This is a genomic window from Micromonospora sp. D93 (genome assembly GCF_018070365.1).
Taxonomy (GTDB): domain Bacteria; phylum Actinomycetota; class Actinomycetes; order Mycobacteriales; family Micromonosporaceae; genus Micromonospora; species Micromonospora ureilytica.
In genome coordinates this window covers 33,563-49,895 of sequence record NZ_JAGPXW010000002.1, presented here as the reverse complement: position 1 = coordinate 49,895, position 16,333 = coordinate 33,563, and the positions used below count along the sequence as shown (strand labels likewise).

The window sequence follows — 16,333 nt, the reverse complement described above, 5'->3', positions numbered from 1 at the left end:
GGCGATGGCGTCGGCTGTCCGACGACCCACCCCCGGCGAACCCCGCGGGCTCCTACGTTCGTACCAGAGATCAGTCCCTGGTCGGGACCCTAATCTCGGCGGGACGGTTTCCCCCTCTCCCCCTAACGTACGAGGTGGCGGAGCCCCTAGTTCAACCGGCCCGGATGCGGGTTCAGCCCCGATGCCCGGGGGCGGGCCCCGGCAATAACGTCGTCACCGTCGACGTACGACACCCGCCAATGCCACATCCGAGGAGAACCGGCACATGGACTCGCAGCAGACCCTCCACGACTTCGTGCTCGACCTACTGACGAACCCGGACGCGCGGTCGGCCTTCGACCTCGACCCCGAGGGTGCGTTGCGGGGCGCGGGGCTCACCGACATCACCGCTGCGGACGTGCAGGACGTCGTGCCGCTGGTCGTCGACTACGCGCCGGGGGCGGGCCTCGCGCCGCTGACCTCGCCGGTCGGGCAGCTCGGGCTGGACCCGCTGCTCACCGACACTACCGACGTGGTGGGTCAGTTGCAGAGCGTGGCGCAGCAGATCAGCATCACCAGTTCGCCCACCGGCGTGGACGTCAAGGCCGGCGTGCTCGGCGCCATCGCGGTCGACCCGTCGACCGCCGCCGCCGGGGTCACCGTGCTGCCGGGCATCGGCCTGGGCATCGGTCCGTCCGGCCTCGACACCGACCTGGCCGGTGTCGCCGACGTGGCGCACACCCTCGACGCGGACGTGGTGCAGCCGGTGGACGCGATCGCGGACCCGGTGATCGGGGACGTCACCGGCACCGTCGGCGACCCGACCGGCCTGCTCGGCGTCACCGACTCGAACCTGATCGGCGGCGACCTGACCGGCGGTGTCCTCTCCGGCACCCACGGTCAGCTCGGCGGGGTAGTCAGCTCCCTCGGTGTCGACGACACCCTCGGTGGGCTGGGCCTCGGGCACGGCGACGGCGTCGTCGGCGGCGTGGTCCCGCCGCTCGACGTGTCGTCGACGGTGGGCGGCGTGACGCACCAGGTGGACAGCCTCCTCCCCGGTGTCACCGACACGGTCGGCGACGTGACCGGTGGAGTCACCGATGGTGTGCTCGGCGACGACTCACACGCCTCGTCCGATCACGGGCTGCTGGGTATCACCGGCGGTCTGCTCTGACAGGGATTTCCGGTCGGAGCGAAGGGCCGGATCGTCTCGGGCGATCCGGCCCTTCCCGGTTCCACATCCGGTCCCTCTTGATAATTGAGCCGAAATCCGCACACTTGGTGCGGTGATGGCCGGGATCTGGTTGGACGTGCTGGACGAGATCGCCCGCACCTGCACTGCGCACGGTCGTGGTGACCTCCTCCAGACGGTGCGACAGAAGCGTGCGCAACTGCTGGACCCGACGCTGCGTGTCCTGGTCATCGGTGAGCCGAACCAGGGCAAGAGCCAGCTGATCAACGCGATCATCAACGCTCCGGCCTGTCCGGTCGGCGACGGCCGTACGACAGTCCTGCCGACAGTGGTGCAGCACGCCGAGGCCCCCACCGCGGCGGTGGCGCAGGCTTCGCCACCAGCCCCGGGTCACCCCACCGGCACCGCCACCGCGGTGACCGTCGAGCGGACCCCGGTGGCGCTCAACCAGGTCGCGGCGGGCGTCGCCGGCCTCGTCGGGCGTCGGCCGGGTGGCGGCCCGGCGTACGTCGAGATTGGACTGCCCCGCGCCCTGCTCGCTGCCGGGCTGGTGCTGGTGGACACTCCCGGCACCGACGAGGTTGCCGGTATCGGCGCCGCCGCCTCGGTCGCCGCGCCCGCCCGCGCGGACACCGTGCTGCTGGTCTCGGACTCCACCCGGGAGTTGTCGGTCGCCGAGTTGAACATGCTGCTGCACATCATGCGTTCGCATCCGAACGTGATAGTGGTGCAGAGCAAGACCGATCTGGTGGCGGACTGGCGCACGGTCGCTGAGCGCAACCGGCAGCACCTGGCCGAGGCGGGCGTCCCGGCGACGCTGATCCCGGTCTCGGCGGCGCTGCGACTGCGTGCCGCCGCTGCCGACGACCGCGTTCTCAACGCCGAGTCCGGTTTCCCCGCGCTGATCGCCCGCCTGCAACGCGACATGTCCGGCAAGGCCGACCACCTGGCCCGAGCGGCGGTGCAGACGGTGGCCCGGACGGTGGTGGAGCAGTTGGCCGCGCCGCTGCGCGCCGAGTTGGCGACCCAGGAGGCCGAGGAGCAGTCCGGGCCGATCTCCCGGTTACACGCGGCGCAGCGCGAGGTCGACGAGCTGCGTCGGTGCTCCACCCGTTGGCAGAACACGCTGACCGACGAGATCACCGACCTGCTCGCCGACCTCGAGTACGACCTGCGCGACCGGACCCGCCAGATCCTGCGCGCGGTGGACGAGGCGTTCGACACCGCCGATCCGTTGGTCGCCTGGGACACCTTCCAGGACTGGCTGGAGAGGAGCCTGGTGGAGGCGGCGGAGGCGAACCACGAGTGGTTGATCCAGCGCTGTGACTGGATCGCCCGGAGGGTGGCCGCCAACTTCGACAGGTACGGCTACGACGTGCTGCCGCCCTGGTCGATGACGATGCCCGGCGACATCGGCGAGCGACTGCCCGAGCTGCAACGGCCGACGATCGACAGGTTCACCACCGGCCAGAAGTTGTTCACCGGCATGAAGGGCTCGTACGGCGGCATGCTGATGTTCGGTCTGGCGACGACCCTGGCCGGCATGCCGATGATCAATCCGGTCTCGGTCGGCATCGGGGCGCTCTTCGGCGGCAAGAGCATCAGCGACGAGAGCAAGCAGTTGCTCCGTCGTCGGCAGGCGACAGTCAAGACGGCCATCCAGCGACATGTCGACGACGTCTTCGTCCGGATCATCCGTGACTGCCGCGACGCCGCCCGGCAGGTGCAGCGGATGCTGCGAGACCACTTCACGGGGCTGACCGAGGAGCTTCAGGAGGCCATCGTGCAGTCGTTCCGCAGCGCGAAGCAGGAGGCTGACACCGATGCCTCCCTGCGCGATCAGCGGCAGCGCGAGATCCGGCTGAAGATGACCCGGTTGGCAGCGGTCTACGAGCAGGCTCAGCAGTTGACAGGTGCCCGCTCCGCCCCGCTGCTGCTGGAGCCGCAGGCATGACGGTGGGGGTGCGCCTGGATGAGGCGGCGTGGGGTTTGCTGCACCAGGCCATCGAGCTTTACCAGGACAATCCCCGGGCCGTCGCGGAGCTTCGGCATCGGGTGGCCCGGTTGGAGCAGCCGCTGCGGATCGCCGTCGTCGGCCCGTGGCGATCGGGCAAGTCGACGGTGCTCAACGCGTTGATGGGCGAGGAGGTCGCGCCGGTCGAGCGCGCGGACGGCGCGTTCACCTGGTACGAGGACGGGGCCGCGCCGCACGCCACCGCCTACCCGGTCGGGCAACCGCCCCAGGAGTTGGCAGTGGTGAAGTCGGCGACCGGGCTGCGGGTGGATCTGGGCTGGGGTGCGGGGGACGTGCGGGACATCGTGGTGCGGTGGCCGACGCGGGCGCTGCGGCAGATCACGCTCATCGACACCCCGGCGGTCACCGGGGGCGCCGAGCAGGGCCGGGTGCCGGTGTTGGAGCGGGTCCTGCGGGACGCGGACGCCGTGTTGTACCTGACCCGCGACGGTCGCGACAGCGATCTGCGGGTGCTGGAGTCCGCACGGGACAGTGCCGTCGGGCAGTCGGCTCCGGTCAACGTGATCATGGTGTTGTCCCGCACCGACGAGACCGGCGGGGGGCGGATCGACGGCCTGCTCACGGCACGCCAGCTCGCCCGACGGCACTACCGCGACCCGAGGGTGAACGCGCTCAGCGTCAACGTCGTGGCGTGCAGTGGAATGATCGGCCTGGCGGGCCGGATGCTCGGTGAGTCGGACTTCGCCGCGCTCGCGACCCTGGCCCAGGTGCCCCGGGCGGAGCTGGACGCTCACCTCATCTCCGCCGACCGCTTCCTGCGCGGCGAGCTGCCGGTGCGGCTGGATCCCGAGGTGCGCGCCGCGTTGCTGGGTCGGTTCGGGGTCTTCGGTGTACGGCTGGCGGCCACGCTGGTACGCAGCGGGTTCGACAGTCGGGTGAAGCTCTCCGCCGAACTGATTCGGCGTAGCGGTCTCACCGAGCTGCGGGAGTCGGTGACGCGCTGTTTCATCGATCGCCGCGACGCGCTCAAGGCTCGGTCCGCGCTGGCCGCGGTGGAGGCGCTGCTGCGGGCCGAGCCCACCCGGGGGTCCGCCGAACTGGTCGGCGCGGTGGAGCAGATCCTCGCCGGTGCCCACGAGTTCCGGGAGCTGCGCCTGTTGGTGGCCCTGCGGAACACCCGGTTGGGGTTCGACGCGGAGCTGGCCGCCGAGGCGCAACGGCTGGTCGGCGGTGACGGGGTGGGCCTCGCGGCTCGGCTCGGTGTCGAGCATGAGACCGACGTGCGGCGGCTCTGGGAGGTCGCTTCCGACGCGCAGTGGCGGTGGCGGGACCGGGCCGAGGATCCGCTGCTCCCGCTGGCGCAGCGGCGCGGCGCTCAGGTCGTCGTCCGCAGTTGCGAGGGGATGATCGCCGAGCTGGTGGCGGGCGGTCGCTGAGGGCCGGCGGGCCGAGGGTCGCCGCCGTTCGGTCATTTCCCGAGGTGATGGGCACCCCGCGTTGGCAAAACTCGAAGCGTTGGTTAGCCTAACCTAACTTTCGGGCCGGATGGCTCGCTTCTCTTCGAAAGATCGGGAACTTCACCATGCACTCATGGCGTCCGGTCCTGGCCGTCGCGGCGCTGAGCGCCGTGCTCGGCGGGCTCACCGGTTGTGGCAACGACACGAACACCGGTGACTCCGCCGCCGCTGCCACCGCTTCCGGCCCCTGGTCTTTCAACGACGGCTCCGGCACGGTCGTCAAGGCGGACAAGACACCGACGCGGATCATCGCGCACGCCGGCGAGGCCGCGGCGCTGATGTCCTTCGGCATCAAGCCGGTCGGCGTCTACGCCGACGAGTCGGTCAAGACCGACCCCAACCTGAAGAACCTCGACCTCACCGGGATCCAGATCCTCGGCGAGGAGTGGGGCAAGATCGACGTGGAGAAGGCCGCCGCCCTGCGTCCGGACCTGATCGTCGGCGACTGGTGGCCGGCCGAGAAGGCGCACAGCGGCATGGAGGAGGGCGTCGACGAGAAGAGCAAGAAGCTCGCCGAGCTTGCCCCCGTCGTCGGCGTCACGCAGGGCAAGTCGATCGTCGCGCTGGCCGAGGGGTACGAGGATCTCGCCGAGAGCCTCGGTGCCGACGTGGCCAGCCCGCAGATCGCGGCGAACAAGAAGCGCTTCGAGGAGGCGGTGACCGCGTTCAAGGCGGCCACCTCGGCCAAGCCGGACCTGACGGTCGCTGCGATGTCCCCCTCGACGGAGAAGGTCTACGTCGCGAACCCCGAGTACGCGCCCGAGCTGCTGGACCTGCAGACCTGGGGCCTGAAGGTGATCAACCCGGTCAGCCCGGACCCGGCCTTCCCGTACTGGGAGAACCTCAGCTGGGAGAACGCCGACAAGTACCAGCCGGACCTGATCCTGTGGGATGGGCGGTCCTTCACGCCCACCGCCAACGCCGAGTGGAGCACGAAGCAGCCGACCTGGTTCAAGATCAAGGCGGCCAAGGTCGGTGCCACCGTCTCCTGGCCGGCGTTCTGGCTGCACACGTACGGGGACTTCGCCACCGAGCTGGACAAGCTGACCCAGGCGGTCAAGGCCGCTGATCCGAATGTCGGCAACTAGCCGGATCGGGACGCGCACCTCGACGGTAGGCGTGCGGCGAGCCTCTGCCCTCGGGCCGGGGCTCGCCGTCCTCTGTGTGGTTCTCGTCCTCGTCGGCTTCCTGAGCGTGACCCTGGGCTCGCGTTCGATCGGTCTCTCCGAGGTGCTGCACGCCCTGTTCAGCCTCGACAGCGACGGGCCGATCAGCAGCACCGTCACGCTGGAGATGCGCGTACCCCGCACGCTGCTCGGCATCCTGGTCGGCGCCGCGCTCGGGGTGGCCGGGGCGATCCTGCAGGGCGTCACCCGCAACCCTCTGGCGGACGCGGGGATCCTGGGCATCAACTCCGGCGCCGCCGCGTTCGTGGTCCTCGCCATCACGGTGCTCGGGGTCCGTGGCGTCGGCGTCTACGTCTGGTTCGCCTTCGCCGGCGCGATCGCGGCGCTCGCCCTGGTGTACGCGGTCGCCTCGCTCGGACGGGAGGGCGCCACCCCGGTGAAGCTCGCCCTGGCGGGCGCGGCGGTCACCGCCGGCCTGGCCTCGGTCACCAGCGGCATCGTGATGACGAACGTGGACGCCCTCAACGAGCTGCGGTTCTGGCAGGTGGGGTCGCTCGCCGGCCGGTACACCCCGATCCTGACCGGGGTCGCGCCGTTCCTGCTGATCGGTCTCGTCGCGTCGCTGGGCTTCGGGCGGGCCATCAACGGCCTCGCGCTCGGCGAGGACGTCGCGCGTGGCCTCGGCCAGAACGTGACACGTACCCGCGCTGCCGCCTTCGCCGTGGTCGCGATCCTCGCCGGCGCCGCCACCGCCGCCTGCGGACCGATCGTCTTCGTCGGGCTCGTCGTGCCGCACCTGGCGCGGTTCATCTGCGGCCCCGACTACCGCTGGATCCTGCCGTACTCGATGCTGCTGGCACCCATCGTCCTGCTCCTCGCCGACGTGCTCGGTCGGATGGCCGCCGCCCCCGACGAGGTTCAGGTCGGCGTGGTCCTCGGGTTGATCGGCGCCCCCGCGTTCATCGCGATCGTGCGCTACGGCCGGCTGTCGGAGGTGTGAGCATGGCAACGACAACGAGCGACCGCCGCTCCGCTCCGTCCGGTACGGCGGCGGCGCTGCGCGCCAACCGGAGGCGTCGAGCCGGCAGGTCCATGGTGGTGACCTGCGCCCTGACCGCGACGGTCGCCGCCCTCTTCGTGCTCACCATGATGGTGGGCAGCTTCCGCATCGGCGCCGCGGAGGTCATCGCCTCGGTCCTGCACCTGTCCGACAATCCCAGCGTCGACTTCGTGGTCCGTGGCCTGCGGCTGCCGACCGCGGCCGCCGCCGTGACTGTCGGGCTGGCCCTCGGCGCGTCCGGGACGATCTTCCAACAGTTGCTGCGTAACCCCCTCGCGTCCCCGGACTTCGTGGGCATCACCTCGGGGGCAGGGCTGGCGGCCGTCACCGGGATCGTGCTCCTGCAGGCCGGTGGGCTCGTCGTCAGCGGGCTCGCCCTCGGTGGCGCGATCGTCGCCGCCCTGGCGATGTACCTGCTGGCCTGGCGCGACGGTGTCAGCGGCTACCGCTTCATCCTCATCGGCATCGGAGTGGCGGTCTTCTTCGAGGGCCTGGTCGGCTACGTGCTCAGCCGGGCGCAGCTCTTCGAGGCCCGCCAGGCCATGCACTGGCTGGTCGGGTCGGTCGGGCAGGCCAGCACCCCGGAGCTGTGGGTGCTCACCGGTGCCCTGGTCGTCCTGCTGCCGGTCGCCACGTTGCTGCAACGGCCGCTGGGCGCTCTCGCACTCGGTGACGACGCCGCCCGGATGCTGGGTGTCCGGGCCGAGCTCAGCCGGGCGGGGCTGCTCGGCGCCGCCGTCGTGCTGGTGGCCCTGGCGGTGTCGGTGGCGGGGCCGATCGCCTTCGTCGCCCTGGTGGCCGGGCCGATCGCCAACCGGCTCCTCGGCCCGGCGGCCCGGGGTGTCCTGCCCGCCGCCCTGGTCGGTGCCGCGCTGCTGCTCACCGCCGACCTCGTCGCCGTGCACCTGCTACCCACACCGTTGCCCACCGGCGTGGTGACGGGTGCGGTGGGTGCGCCCTACCTGCTGTGGCTGCTGGCCACGACCAACCGACAAGGAGCGGGTGGATGACCCGACTACGCGCCGAGGGCCTCACCCTCGGCTATGACGACCGGACCATCGTCGACCACCTCGACGTCGCAGTGCTCGACGGCAAGGTCACCGCGATCGTCGGTGCCAACGCCTGCGGCAAGTCCACACTGCTGCGTGGCCTGGCCCGGCTGTTGGCCCCGCGCGACGGCACCGTCCTGCTCGACGACAAACCCCTCGCCGACCTGCGCAACGTCGACGTGGCCAAGGTGCTCGGGCTGCTCCCGCAGACCCCCGTCGCGCCCGACGGCATCACCGTCGCCGACCTGGTGGCCCGCGGTCGCTACCCCCATCAGGGGTGGTTTCGACGGTTCAGTGGCGACGACCACGACGCCGTCGCCCGGGCCCTCGACACCACCGGCACCGCGGATCTGGTCGACCGTCCGATCCGGGAGCTGTCCGGTGGCCAACGCCAACGGGTCTGGGTCGCCATGGCCCTGGCGCAGGACACCGACCTGCTGCTGCTCGACGAACCCACCACCTACCTGGACATCAACCACCAGGTCGAGCTGCTGCGGCTGTTGCGGAAACTGAACGCGGAGTCCGGCAAGACCATCGTCATCGTCATGCACGATCTCAACCTGGCCTGCCGTTACTGCGACCACCTCATCGCGATGTCCGGCGGTGCGATAGTCGCCGAGGGAGCGCCTGTCGACGTGGTCACCAGCGACCTCGTCGAGCAGGTCTTCGGTCTCAGCTGCCTCGTCGTACCCGATCCGATCGCCGGCACGCCGATGGTCGTCCCCGCGTAGGCGGCCTCAGACGCGGGTTGGGGACGGCCGTGACGGCCGTCCCCAACCTGTTCGCGCCGGGCTCAGCCTTCCCTGACCAGCAACGATGCCGTCGATCGTCAGCGGGCGTGTCGGCCTCGGCAGGCGTGCGTGTGCCGAAGCAGCGCCTCGATCTGAGCGCCGAGTTGGTCCGGATGCCGCAGCGGCGTGTGGAAGTTCAGCCGGACGTCCCGGTCACCCCTGCTCAGCTCCAACCGCAGCACGACACCGTGGCGGTCCAGGCGTACCGGCCGGACCTGACGAACACCCTGGAGGTGGCGGGCGGGTATCAGTCGGCTCAGCCCTTCGACGGTTCGCGGATGGTGGTGGTCGAGGTGACACAACAGATCGGCCTCGACGGCGGCCAGCGGGTCGGGTTGGGCGCTCGCGAACTGATCAGCGTCGATGCAGATGGTGTGGCCATCGGCTGTCAACTCGGCGGTGGCGAGGTCCAGAACGGTCACCAGCTCCTGATCGTTTCCGGTCGTGACGGTTTCAGTCGTCAGCCAGCCGGTGAGCGTGGCGCGTCCGCGCACCCGGTCGCGTACCGGGGTGGGCGCCAGGTCGGTCACCTCGACCATCGCGACGGTCTCGCGCTCGTGCGCGAGGTGCTCGGCCAGGTGGCAGTCGGTCGGTAGGTCGACCCGCAGGCGTCCGTCGCTCGTCACGGCGTGCCGTCCGATGACGTACGCCTCGACGCCCGGGATGTGCAGGGTGAGGGAGTCGGCGGCGACGAGCATCGATCGGAGTCGGACACCCGCGTCGTCCGTGGAGTCCGCCGTGCTGGTCGAGGGCTTGCTCAAGGCGATCATCTCCTAATAAGGTTAGCCTTACCTTACTTGAGAGGTGATTAATGAATCAGACCCGTCCCAAGGTCAAGCGCTCCCGCGCCCTGGGCATCGCGCTGACCCCGAAATGCGTGCGCTACTTCGAACGCCGCCCGTTCCCACCGGGACAGCACGGCCGCGCTCGACGCACCACCAGCGACTACAAGGTCCGGCTGTTGGAGAAGCAGCGGCTCAAGGCGCAGTACGACCTGCACGAGGGTCAGCTCCGGCGCGCGTTCGACCGGGCCGTGCGCCGACCGGGCAAGACCGGTGAGGAGTTGATCGTCGAGCTGGAGACCCGGCTGGACGCGCTGGTGCTGCGAGCCGGTTTCGCCCGCACCATCTACCAGGCCCGTCAGGTCGTCACCCATCAGCACGTCACGGTGAACGGCCGTCGCCTGGACCGGCCGTCCGCGCGGCTGCAACCCGGTGACGTCATCGAGGTGGCGGAGCGCAGTCGGGGCAAGGCGCCGTTCGTCGTCGCGGCGGCCGGGGCGCACGCCCCGGAACGTCTCGCCCCCTATCTCGACGTCAGTCTGCCCGGCCTGACCGCTCGGCTGACCCGGCTCCCGCTCCGCTCGGAGGTCCCGGTGCTCTGCGACGAGCAACTCGTCGTCGAGCACTACTCACGCTGACCGACCGTTCGGCAGGGCCCCGAGTGCAGGCGACCTGCGCCGGGGCCCTCCGTGTGTGGTTCGCAGCCCGAAAACCGTTATTCGATCTCCCTCTGCACGGTCGACCCTGACCTGCGGAGATAACGCTCTCACGGATGGTGGGAGAGTGCTTGACGCGCGCGTGATCCGGACGCAACGATGCATTCACATATCTCGTCCCACCACCGCCAGGCGTGATCGGCGCACGCCGTCCCTCGCACCGCGAAAGGACCCCACCGTGCGCAGATCCCTGAGATCGTGGCTCGGCCTCGCGCTGAGCGCGATCCTCGTGGCGGGCGGCATCGTCGCCTCGCCACCCACGGCCAGCGCCGCACCGTTCACCGTGCTGGTCTTCAGCAAGACCGCCGGATTCCGGCACGGCTCCATCACCCCGGGCATCGCCGCGATCCAGCAGCTCGGCGCGGCCAACGGCTTCACCGTCGAGGCCACCGAGGACGCCGCCCAGTTCACCGACGCCAACCTGGACCGGTTCGCCGCGGTGATCTGGCTCTCCACCACCGGCGACGTGCTCAACGCCGCCCAGCAGGCCGCGTTCGAGCGCTACATCACCGGCGGCGGCGGGTACGTGGGCGTGCACTCCGCCTCCGACACCGAGTACGACTGGCAGTGGTACGGGGGACTTGTCGGGGCGTACTTCGCCTCGCACCCGGCCGAGCAGAACGTCACAGTGAAGGTCGCCGACCAGGTGCACCCGTCCACCGCGACGCTGCCGCAGCGGTGGAGCCGGTTCGACGAGCTGTACAACTACCGCACCAACCCCCGGGGCAACGTGCACGTGCTGGCCACCCTGGACGAGAGCACCTACACCGGCGGGAGCATGGGCGCCGACCACCCGATCTCCTGGTGCCAGAACTACTCCGGCGGCCGAGCCTGGTACACCGGCCTGGGACACACCGACGTGTCGTACAGCGAGGCGAACTTCCGTCAGCACCTGCTCGGTGGCATCCGCACGGCCGCCGGCGCGGTCGACGCCGACTGTGGTCCCACCGTCACCAGCAGCTTCCAGCAGGTGGAGCTGGCCAAGGGCGCGGCCGAGACCGGCGAGCCGATGAGCCTCACCGTCCTGCCGGACCGGGGCGTGCTGCACACCTCCCGCAACGGCGTGATCCGGCACACCGACGCCGCCGGCAACACCAAGATCGCTGCCACCCTGCCGGTCTACACCGGCGACGAGGAGGGTTTGCAGGGCATCAAGGCCGACCCGAACTTCGCCACCAACCGCTGGGTGTACGCCTACTTCGCCCCACCACTGAGCACCCCCGGCGGCGGCGCGCCCGCCGAGGGCACCCCGGCCCAATTCGCCGTCTGGGACGGCGTCAACCGGCTGGCCCGCTTCACAGTCAACGCCGACAACACCATCAACCTGGCCAGCGAGACGCTGATCCTCAACGTGCCGACCAGCCGCGGCATGTGCTGCCACGTCGGCGGTGACATGGACTTCGACGCGGCCGGCAACCTCTACCTGTCCACCGGTGACGACACCAACCCGTTCGACTCGGCCGGCTTCACCCCGATCGACGAGCGGTCCGGGCGCAACCCGGCGTTCGACGCGCAGCGCACCTCGGCGAACAGCAACGACCTGCGCGGCAAGGTCCTCCGGATCAAGCCGAGCGCGGCCGGCGGCTACACCATCCCGGCCGGCAACATGTTCGCCCCGGGCACCGCGCGGACCCGCCCGGAGGTCTACGCGATGGGCTTCCGCAACCCGTTCCGGATGAGCGTGGACAAGGCCACCGGCATCGTCTACCTGGGTGACTACGGCCCCGACGCGGGCACCGCCGACCCGAACCGCGGGCCGGCCGGCAACGTGGAGTTCGCGCGGATCGACAGGCCCGGCTTCTACGGCTGGCCGTACTGCACCGCCCGCAACGACGCCTACAACGACTACACCTTCCCGTCCGGACCGTCCGGGGCGAAGTTCAACTGCGCCGGTGGGCCGGTGAACAACTCGCCAAACAACACAGGCATCACCCAGCTGCCGCCGGCCATCTCGGCCTGGTTGCCGTACGGCGGCTCCGGCTCGCCGCCGGAGTTCACAGGCGGTGGCCTGTCGCCGATGGGCGGGCCGGTCTACCGGTACGACCCGAACAACACCTCGCCGGTGGCGTTCCCCCAGTACTACGACGGGACCTACTTCGCCGGTGAGTTCGGTCGCCGCTGGATCAAGAACATCAAGCTCGACGCGTCCGGCCAACCACTGAAGATCAACCCGTTCCCGTGGACCGGCACCCAGGTCATGGACATGGAGTTCGGCCCGGACGGCGCGCTCTACGTGCTCGACTACGGCACCGGCTGGTTCAACGGGGACGCCAACTCGGCGCTCTACCGCATCGAGTACGCCCGCGAGGGCCGAGCACCCATCGCCAAGGTGTCGGCGACCCCGACCAGTGGCACCGCGCCGCTGACCGTGGCCTTCTCCTCGGCCGGCACCCTCGACCCGGACGGCGACCCGTTCACCTACGCCTGGGACTTCGACAACAACGGCACCACCGACTCGACAGCCGCGAACCCGAGCTTCACGTACACCACCAACGGGACCCGCAGCCCGACGCTGACGGTCCGGGACACCACCGGCAAGACGGCCACCGCGAGCGTGGTCGTCACGGTCGGCAACAGCGCCCCGGTGGTCACCGTGAACACCCCGTTGAACGGGCAGACCTTCACCTTCGGGGACGCGGTGCCGTTCTCCGTCACCGTCACCGACGCCCAGGACGGTGCGATCAACTGCGCCCGGGTAAAGGTGAACTACGTCCTCGGCCACGACTCGCACGGCCACCAACTCGGCAGCGTGCAGGGCTGCACCGGGGTCATCCAGACCTCGGCAGACGGCGAGCACGACACGGCGGCGAACATCTTCGGCATCATCGACGCCGAGTACACCGACCTGGGCGGGGGCGGCCAGCCGGCGCTGACCACGCACACCCAGGCGGTGCTGCAACCGCGCGTACGCCAGGCCGAGCACTTCGGTGACTCGTCCGGCGTCCAGATCGTCGCCGGGGCGGCAGGACATGGCGGCGCGGCGGTCGGCTACGTCGACAACAACGACTGGATCTCGTTCCGCCCCTACAACCTGACCGGCGTCCAGTCGTTCAGCGCCCGGGTCGGCGCACCGGCCGGCGGTGGCGGCACTGTGGAGTTGCGGGTCGACTCGCCCACCGGGCAACTGGTGGGTTCGGCGACCGTGGTGCCCACCGGCGGGTACGCCAACTTCGCCACGGTCACCGGCGGGGTCACCGCCCCGACCGGCACCCGGACGCTGTTCCTGGTGTTCAAGGGCGCTGGGCCGTGGTTCGACATCGACGAGTTCACCCTCTCCACCAGCCCCGGCGGACCCGGGCCGGACCCGGACCCGGATCCAGACCCGGAGCCGGGCACCAACCTGGCCCGCGGTAAGCCGGCGCGAGCGTCCAGCTTCGAGGGCGCGTTCGTCGCGGGCAACGCGTTCGACGGCGCGGCCGGCACCAGGTGGGGCAGCGCGTTCGGCGACCCACAGTGGATCGACGTGGACCTGGGCGCCACGTACGCCATCAACCGGGTCAAGCTGACCTGGGAGGCGGCGTACGGCAGCGGATACCAGATCCAGACCTCGCCGGACGGTGTCAACTTCACCACGATCCGTACGGCGACCGGTGGTGACGGCGGGGTGGACGACCTGACCGGGCTCAGCGGGTCCGGCAGGTACATCCGGCTCCTCGGCACCACCCGGGGATCCGCCTGGGGCTACTCACTGTTCGAGTTCGAGGTGTACGGCGGCACCGGTAGCCCGACCGGCGGCAACCTGCTGCTGAACAAACCCACGTCGACGTCCAGCAACGAGGGGGCCGACGTGTCCGGCGCCCAGGCCGTCGACGGCAGCCTCACCACCCGCTGGTCGAGCACCTTCTCCGACCCGCAGTGGATTCGGGTGGACCTGGGCAGCGCCACCGCGATCGGCCGGGTCAAGCTGAGCTGGGAGGCGGCGTACAGCAGCGCGTACCAGATCCAGACCTCGAACGACGGCACCACCTGGACCACAGTGAAGACGGTGACCGGGGCCGACGGCGGCGTGGACGAGCACGCCGCGCTCGGCGCCAACGGCCGCTACCTGCGGATCTACGGCACCGCCCGGGGCACCGGATATGGCCACTCACTCTGGGAGTTGGAGGCGTACACCAGCTGAACCACCACCGATGACGTGGCCGGCACGGTTTCGTGCCGGCCACGTCCGTCGCTCGGCTGTCGCCATCCTTGCATATACTGTCTATCGGTATATGCTCGCTGGCATGGCTGAGGCTCCACTTCGGGAACCGACGTTCCTGGTGCTCACCGCGCTGGCGGAGGTGCCCATGCACGGGTACGCCGTCATCGAGGACGTGCTGCGCATCTCCGACGGACGGGTGCGGCTACGCGCCGGCACCCTCTACGCCGTCCTCGACCGGCTCCGCGCCGACGGCCTCATCGAGGTCGAGCGCGAAGAGGTGGTGCAGTCGCGACTGCGGCGCTACTACCGCCTCACCGCCCTGGGCGCGCGGCGGCTCACCGAAGAGGCGTCCCGCCTCCGACACAACGCGGACGCCGCTCGCGTGCGGCTGCGCCGCAGCGGCCTGTTGACCGACGGGGGAGCGGCGTGAGCAGCGACGACCTGGAGCGCCGCTACCGGCGGCTGCTGGCCGCCTATCCGTGGGAACACCGTCGGGTGTACGAGGACGAGATGTTGGCAGTGCTCCTCGCCGGCGCGCGGCCGGGCCAGCGGCGACCCGCCGTCGCCGACGTGCGGAATCTGGTCGGCGCCGGGTTGCGGGCGCGGCTGCGGGTGGGCGCACGGGGGTTCACCGAGCCGAGCTGGGCGGACGCGGCGACGGTGACCGGCCTGCTGGTCGCGGTCGTCCTGTTGGCCCTCGCCGGGAGGGAACTGCTCGACCTGCTCGTCCGAGCGTCGAGCCCGCCGCCCGGGTTCGCGTCGAGCGGTCCGGATCTCGTCGACTGGCTGCCCGTCGCCGGCTGGGCGTGTGTCTGCGCCACGGTGCTGGTCGGGTGGCGTTGGGTCGCCGCCGCTCTGGCCTGGGCCGGTGTGCTCGGTTGGGGTGCGCTGGTCGCCCCGCAGGCCGGCGACAACCCGACCTACGTAGTGGACACGTTGCCGCAGTTCGCCCTCGCCGTGGTGGCTGCCGCCGCGCTCTCCGTGCCGGCGCCGCGTCGCCGGGTGATTACGCTGCTCGGCGTACGCCGAGTGCTGGCCCTGCTGCTCGCACCGGCCGCGATGGTCGCGCTGCTGGTGACGAACCGGGCGACCAGTCCCACGTTCGGCTTCGTCGGCCAGGTGTCATACCAGGTCTTCTACGGCATCGAGGCGAGCAGTGAGCTGGTCCTCTGGCTCTACGTCGCGGGCCTGGCGGCCGCCGCGTCTGCCATGGTTGTCGCGGTGGCCACGCTCACTCCGGTGGTACGCCGCCGGATCGTCGTCATGCTCCTGCCCGTGGCAGCCCTCGCCCTGGTGATCGACAGCGCCCTCGCCGGTTGGGTCACCTCGACCATGAACATGGGACACACCATCCCCCTGGTGCCGGCGCAGTGGGCGATGCTGGTGCTCGTCGCGCCGGTGACCTTCCTGGCCGGGGCACTGCTCGTACGACGTCGAGAGGAAACCCTGCGCATGGTCGCACTGGGCCGGAACGCCGACCGCGAGCAAAGCACCTAGTCGTCGGCGACGGCCACCGGCTCCGAGCCGATGCAGCGCACCTTCAACTCGTACTCCCGGGTCGGCCCCTGGAATGTGACCTCGACGTCGTCGTCCGGACCCCGGTCCACGTCGCGGACCCGGTAACCCTGCGCGGGCGCCCAGGAGACGAGGCGTACGCCGCCGGCGCCGCACTCGGCGACGGCCGTGCCGCCGTCGGTGGCGAATCCCCGGCGGGCCCCGGAGCTGGCGCTCGGCGCGGGCCCCGTCGCGCCCGGCCCGGGCGGCGCGGCTCCCGTGGTGCCTGTCGACGGTGGTTCCGGCGAGGCGAGCGCCCGCTCGATCTCGGCCTCGCTGCGCACCCCGCCCGGGGTGCCGGTGAGGCTCTCGCCCACCAACCGGATCGCGCCCAAGCCGATGAGGGTCGCTATGGCGGCGGTGGCCACCCACCCGGTGGCGACGAGGAGCGAACGACGGCGCATCCCCTGACTATCCCCGATCCGTCCTTGTCGTTGGCACATCCGAACG

The 16,333-nt window shown here is 70.7% G+C and carries 13 protein-coding genes; 11 read left to right on the top strand and 2 right to left on the bottom strand.

Annotated features, from left to right (window positions below):
• Positions 1-265 precede the first annotated feature (265 nt).
• The 7 genes from KBX71_RS02400 to KBX71_RS02370 all read left to right on the top strand — a co-directional run bounded on the left by KBX71_RS02400 (position 266) and on the right by KBX71_RS02370 (position 8,630).
• The gene (locus tag KBX71_RS02400) at positions 266-1,153 is read left to right on the top strand and encodes an IniB N-terminal domain-containing protein (RefSeq protein WP_210816300.1); all 888 of its coding nucleotides are present in this window, start codon (positions 266-268) and stop codon (positions 1,151-1,153) included.
• Between the two features lie 115 nt (positions 1,154-1,268).
• Entirely contained in the window at positions 1,269-3,125 is a 1,857-nt protein-coding gene (locus KBX71_RS02395; RefSeq protein ID WP_210816632.1) for a dynamin family protein, read from the top strand.
• On the top strand, positions 3,122-4,582 hold the full coding sequence (locus KBX71_RS02390; protein WP_210816299.1) for a GTPase: 1,461 nt from the start codon (positions 3,122-3,124) through the stop codon (positions 4,580-4,582). Before KBX71_RS02395 ends, KBX71_RS02390 begins: the two co-directional genes overlap by 4 nt.
• A 146-nt stretch (positions 4,583-4,728) precedes the next feature.
• Complete coding sequence (locus KBX71_RS02385; RefSeq protein ID WP_210816298.1) at positions 4,729-5,751, top strand: ABC transporter substrate-binding protein; 1,023 nt, start codon at positions 4,729-4,731, stop codon at positions 5,749-5,751.
• A 31-nt stretch (positions 5,752-5,782) separates the two neighbouring features.
• Entirely contained in the window at positions 5,783-6,790 is a 1,008-nt protein-coding gene (locus KBX71_RS02380) for an iron ABC transporter permease (protein ID WP_307846926.1), read from the top strand.
• A 2-nt stretch (positions 6,791-6,792) separates the two neighbouring features.
• Complete coding sequence (locus tag KBX71_RS02375) at positions 6,793-7,860, top strand: iron chelate uptake ABC transporter family permease subunit (protein WP_210816296.1); 1,068 nt, start codon at positions 6,793-6,795, stop codon at positions 7,858-7,860.
• The gene (locus tag KBX71_RS02370; RefSeq protein ID WP_210816295.1) at positions 7,857-8,630 is read left to right on the top strand and encodes an ABC transporter ATP-binding protein; all 774 of its coding nucleotides are present in this window, start codon (positions 7,857-7,859) and stop codon (positions 8,628-8,630) included. The genes KBX71_RS02375 and KBX71_RS02370 overlap by 4 nt, the downstream gene beginning before the upstream one ends.
• A gap of 98 nt (positions 8,631-8,728) precedes the next feature.
• On the opposite strand, the gene KBX71_RS02365 is transcribed toward KBX71_RS02370, so the two are convergent.
• Complete coding sequence (locus KBX71_RS02365; protein WP_247682864.1) at positions 8,729-9,388, bottom strand: DUF2470 domain-containing protein; 660 nt, start codon at positions 9,386-9,388, stop codon at positions 8,729-8,731.
• A 113-nt stretch (positions 9,389-9,501) separates the two neighbouring features.
• Between KBX71_RS02365 and rpsD the strand changes: the two genes are divergently transcribed.
• The 4 genes from rpsD (at position 9,502) to KBX71_RS02345 (ending at position 15,826) form a co-directional block, all read left to right on the top strand.
• Positions 9,502-10,110, top strand: a complete 609-nt coding sequence (rpsD, locus tag KBX71_RS02360; protein WP_210816293.1) for a 30S ribosomal protein S4 — start codon at positions 9,502-9,504, stop codon at positions 10,108-10,110.
• A gap of 256 nt (positions 10,111-10,366) precedes the next feature.
• On the top strand, positions 10,367-14,308 hold the full coding sequence (locus tag KBX71_RS02355; protein WP_210816292.1) for a ThuA domain-containing protein: 3,942 nt from the start codon (positions 10,367-10,369) through the stop codon (positions 14,306-14,308).
• Positions 14,309-14,411: 103 nt separating this feature from the next.
• Entirely contained in the window at positions 14,412-14,759 is a 348-nt protein-coding gene (locus KBX71_RS02350) for a PadR family transcriptional regulator (RefSeq protein WP_210816291.1), read from the top strand.
• A complete protein-coding gene (locus KBX71_RS02345) occupies positions 14,756-15,826 on the top strand; it encodes a hypothetical protein (RefSeq protein WP_210816290.1) in 1,071 nt (356 codons plus the stop codon). The genes KBX71_RS02350 and KBX71_RS02345 overlap by 4 nt, the downstream gene beginning before the upstream one ends.
• Here KBX71_RS02345 and KBX71_RS02340 read toward each other — a convergent pair.
• Positions 15,823-16,287: a septum formation initiator gene (locus KBX71_RS02340; protein ID WP_210816289.1), complete on the bottom strand. Its 465-nt coding sequence runs from the start codon at positions 16,285-16,287 to the stop codon at positions 15,823-15,825. The genes KBX71_RS02345 and KBX71_RS02340 overlap by 4 nt on opposite strands.
• Between the last annotated feature and the right edge of the window lie 46 nt (positions 16,288-16,333).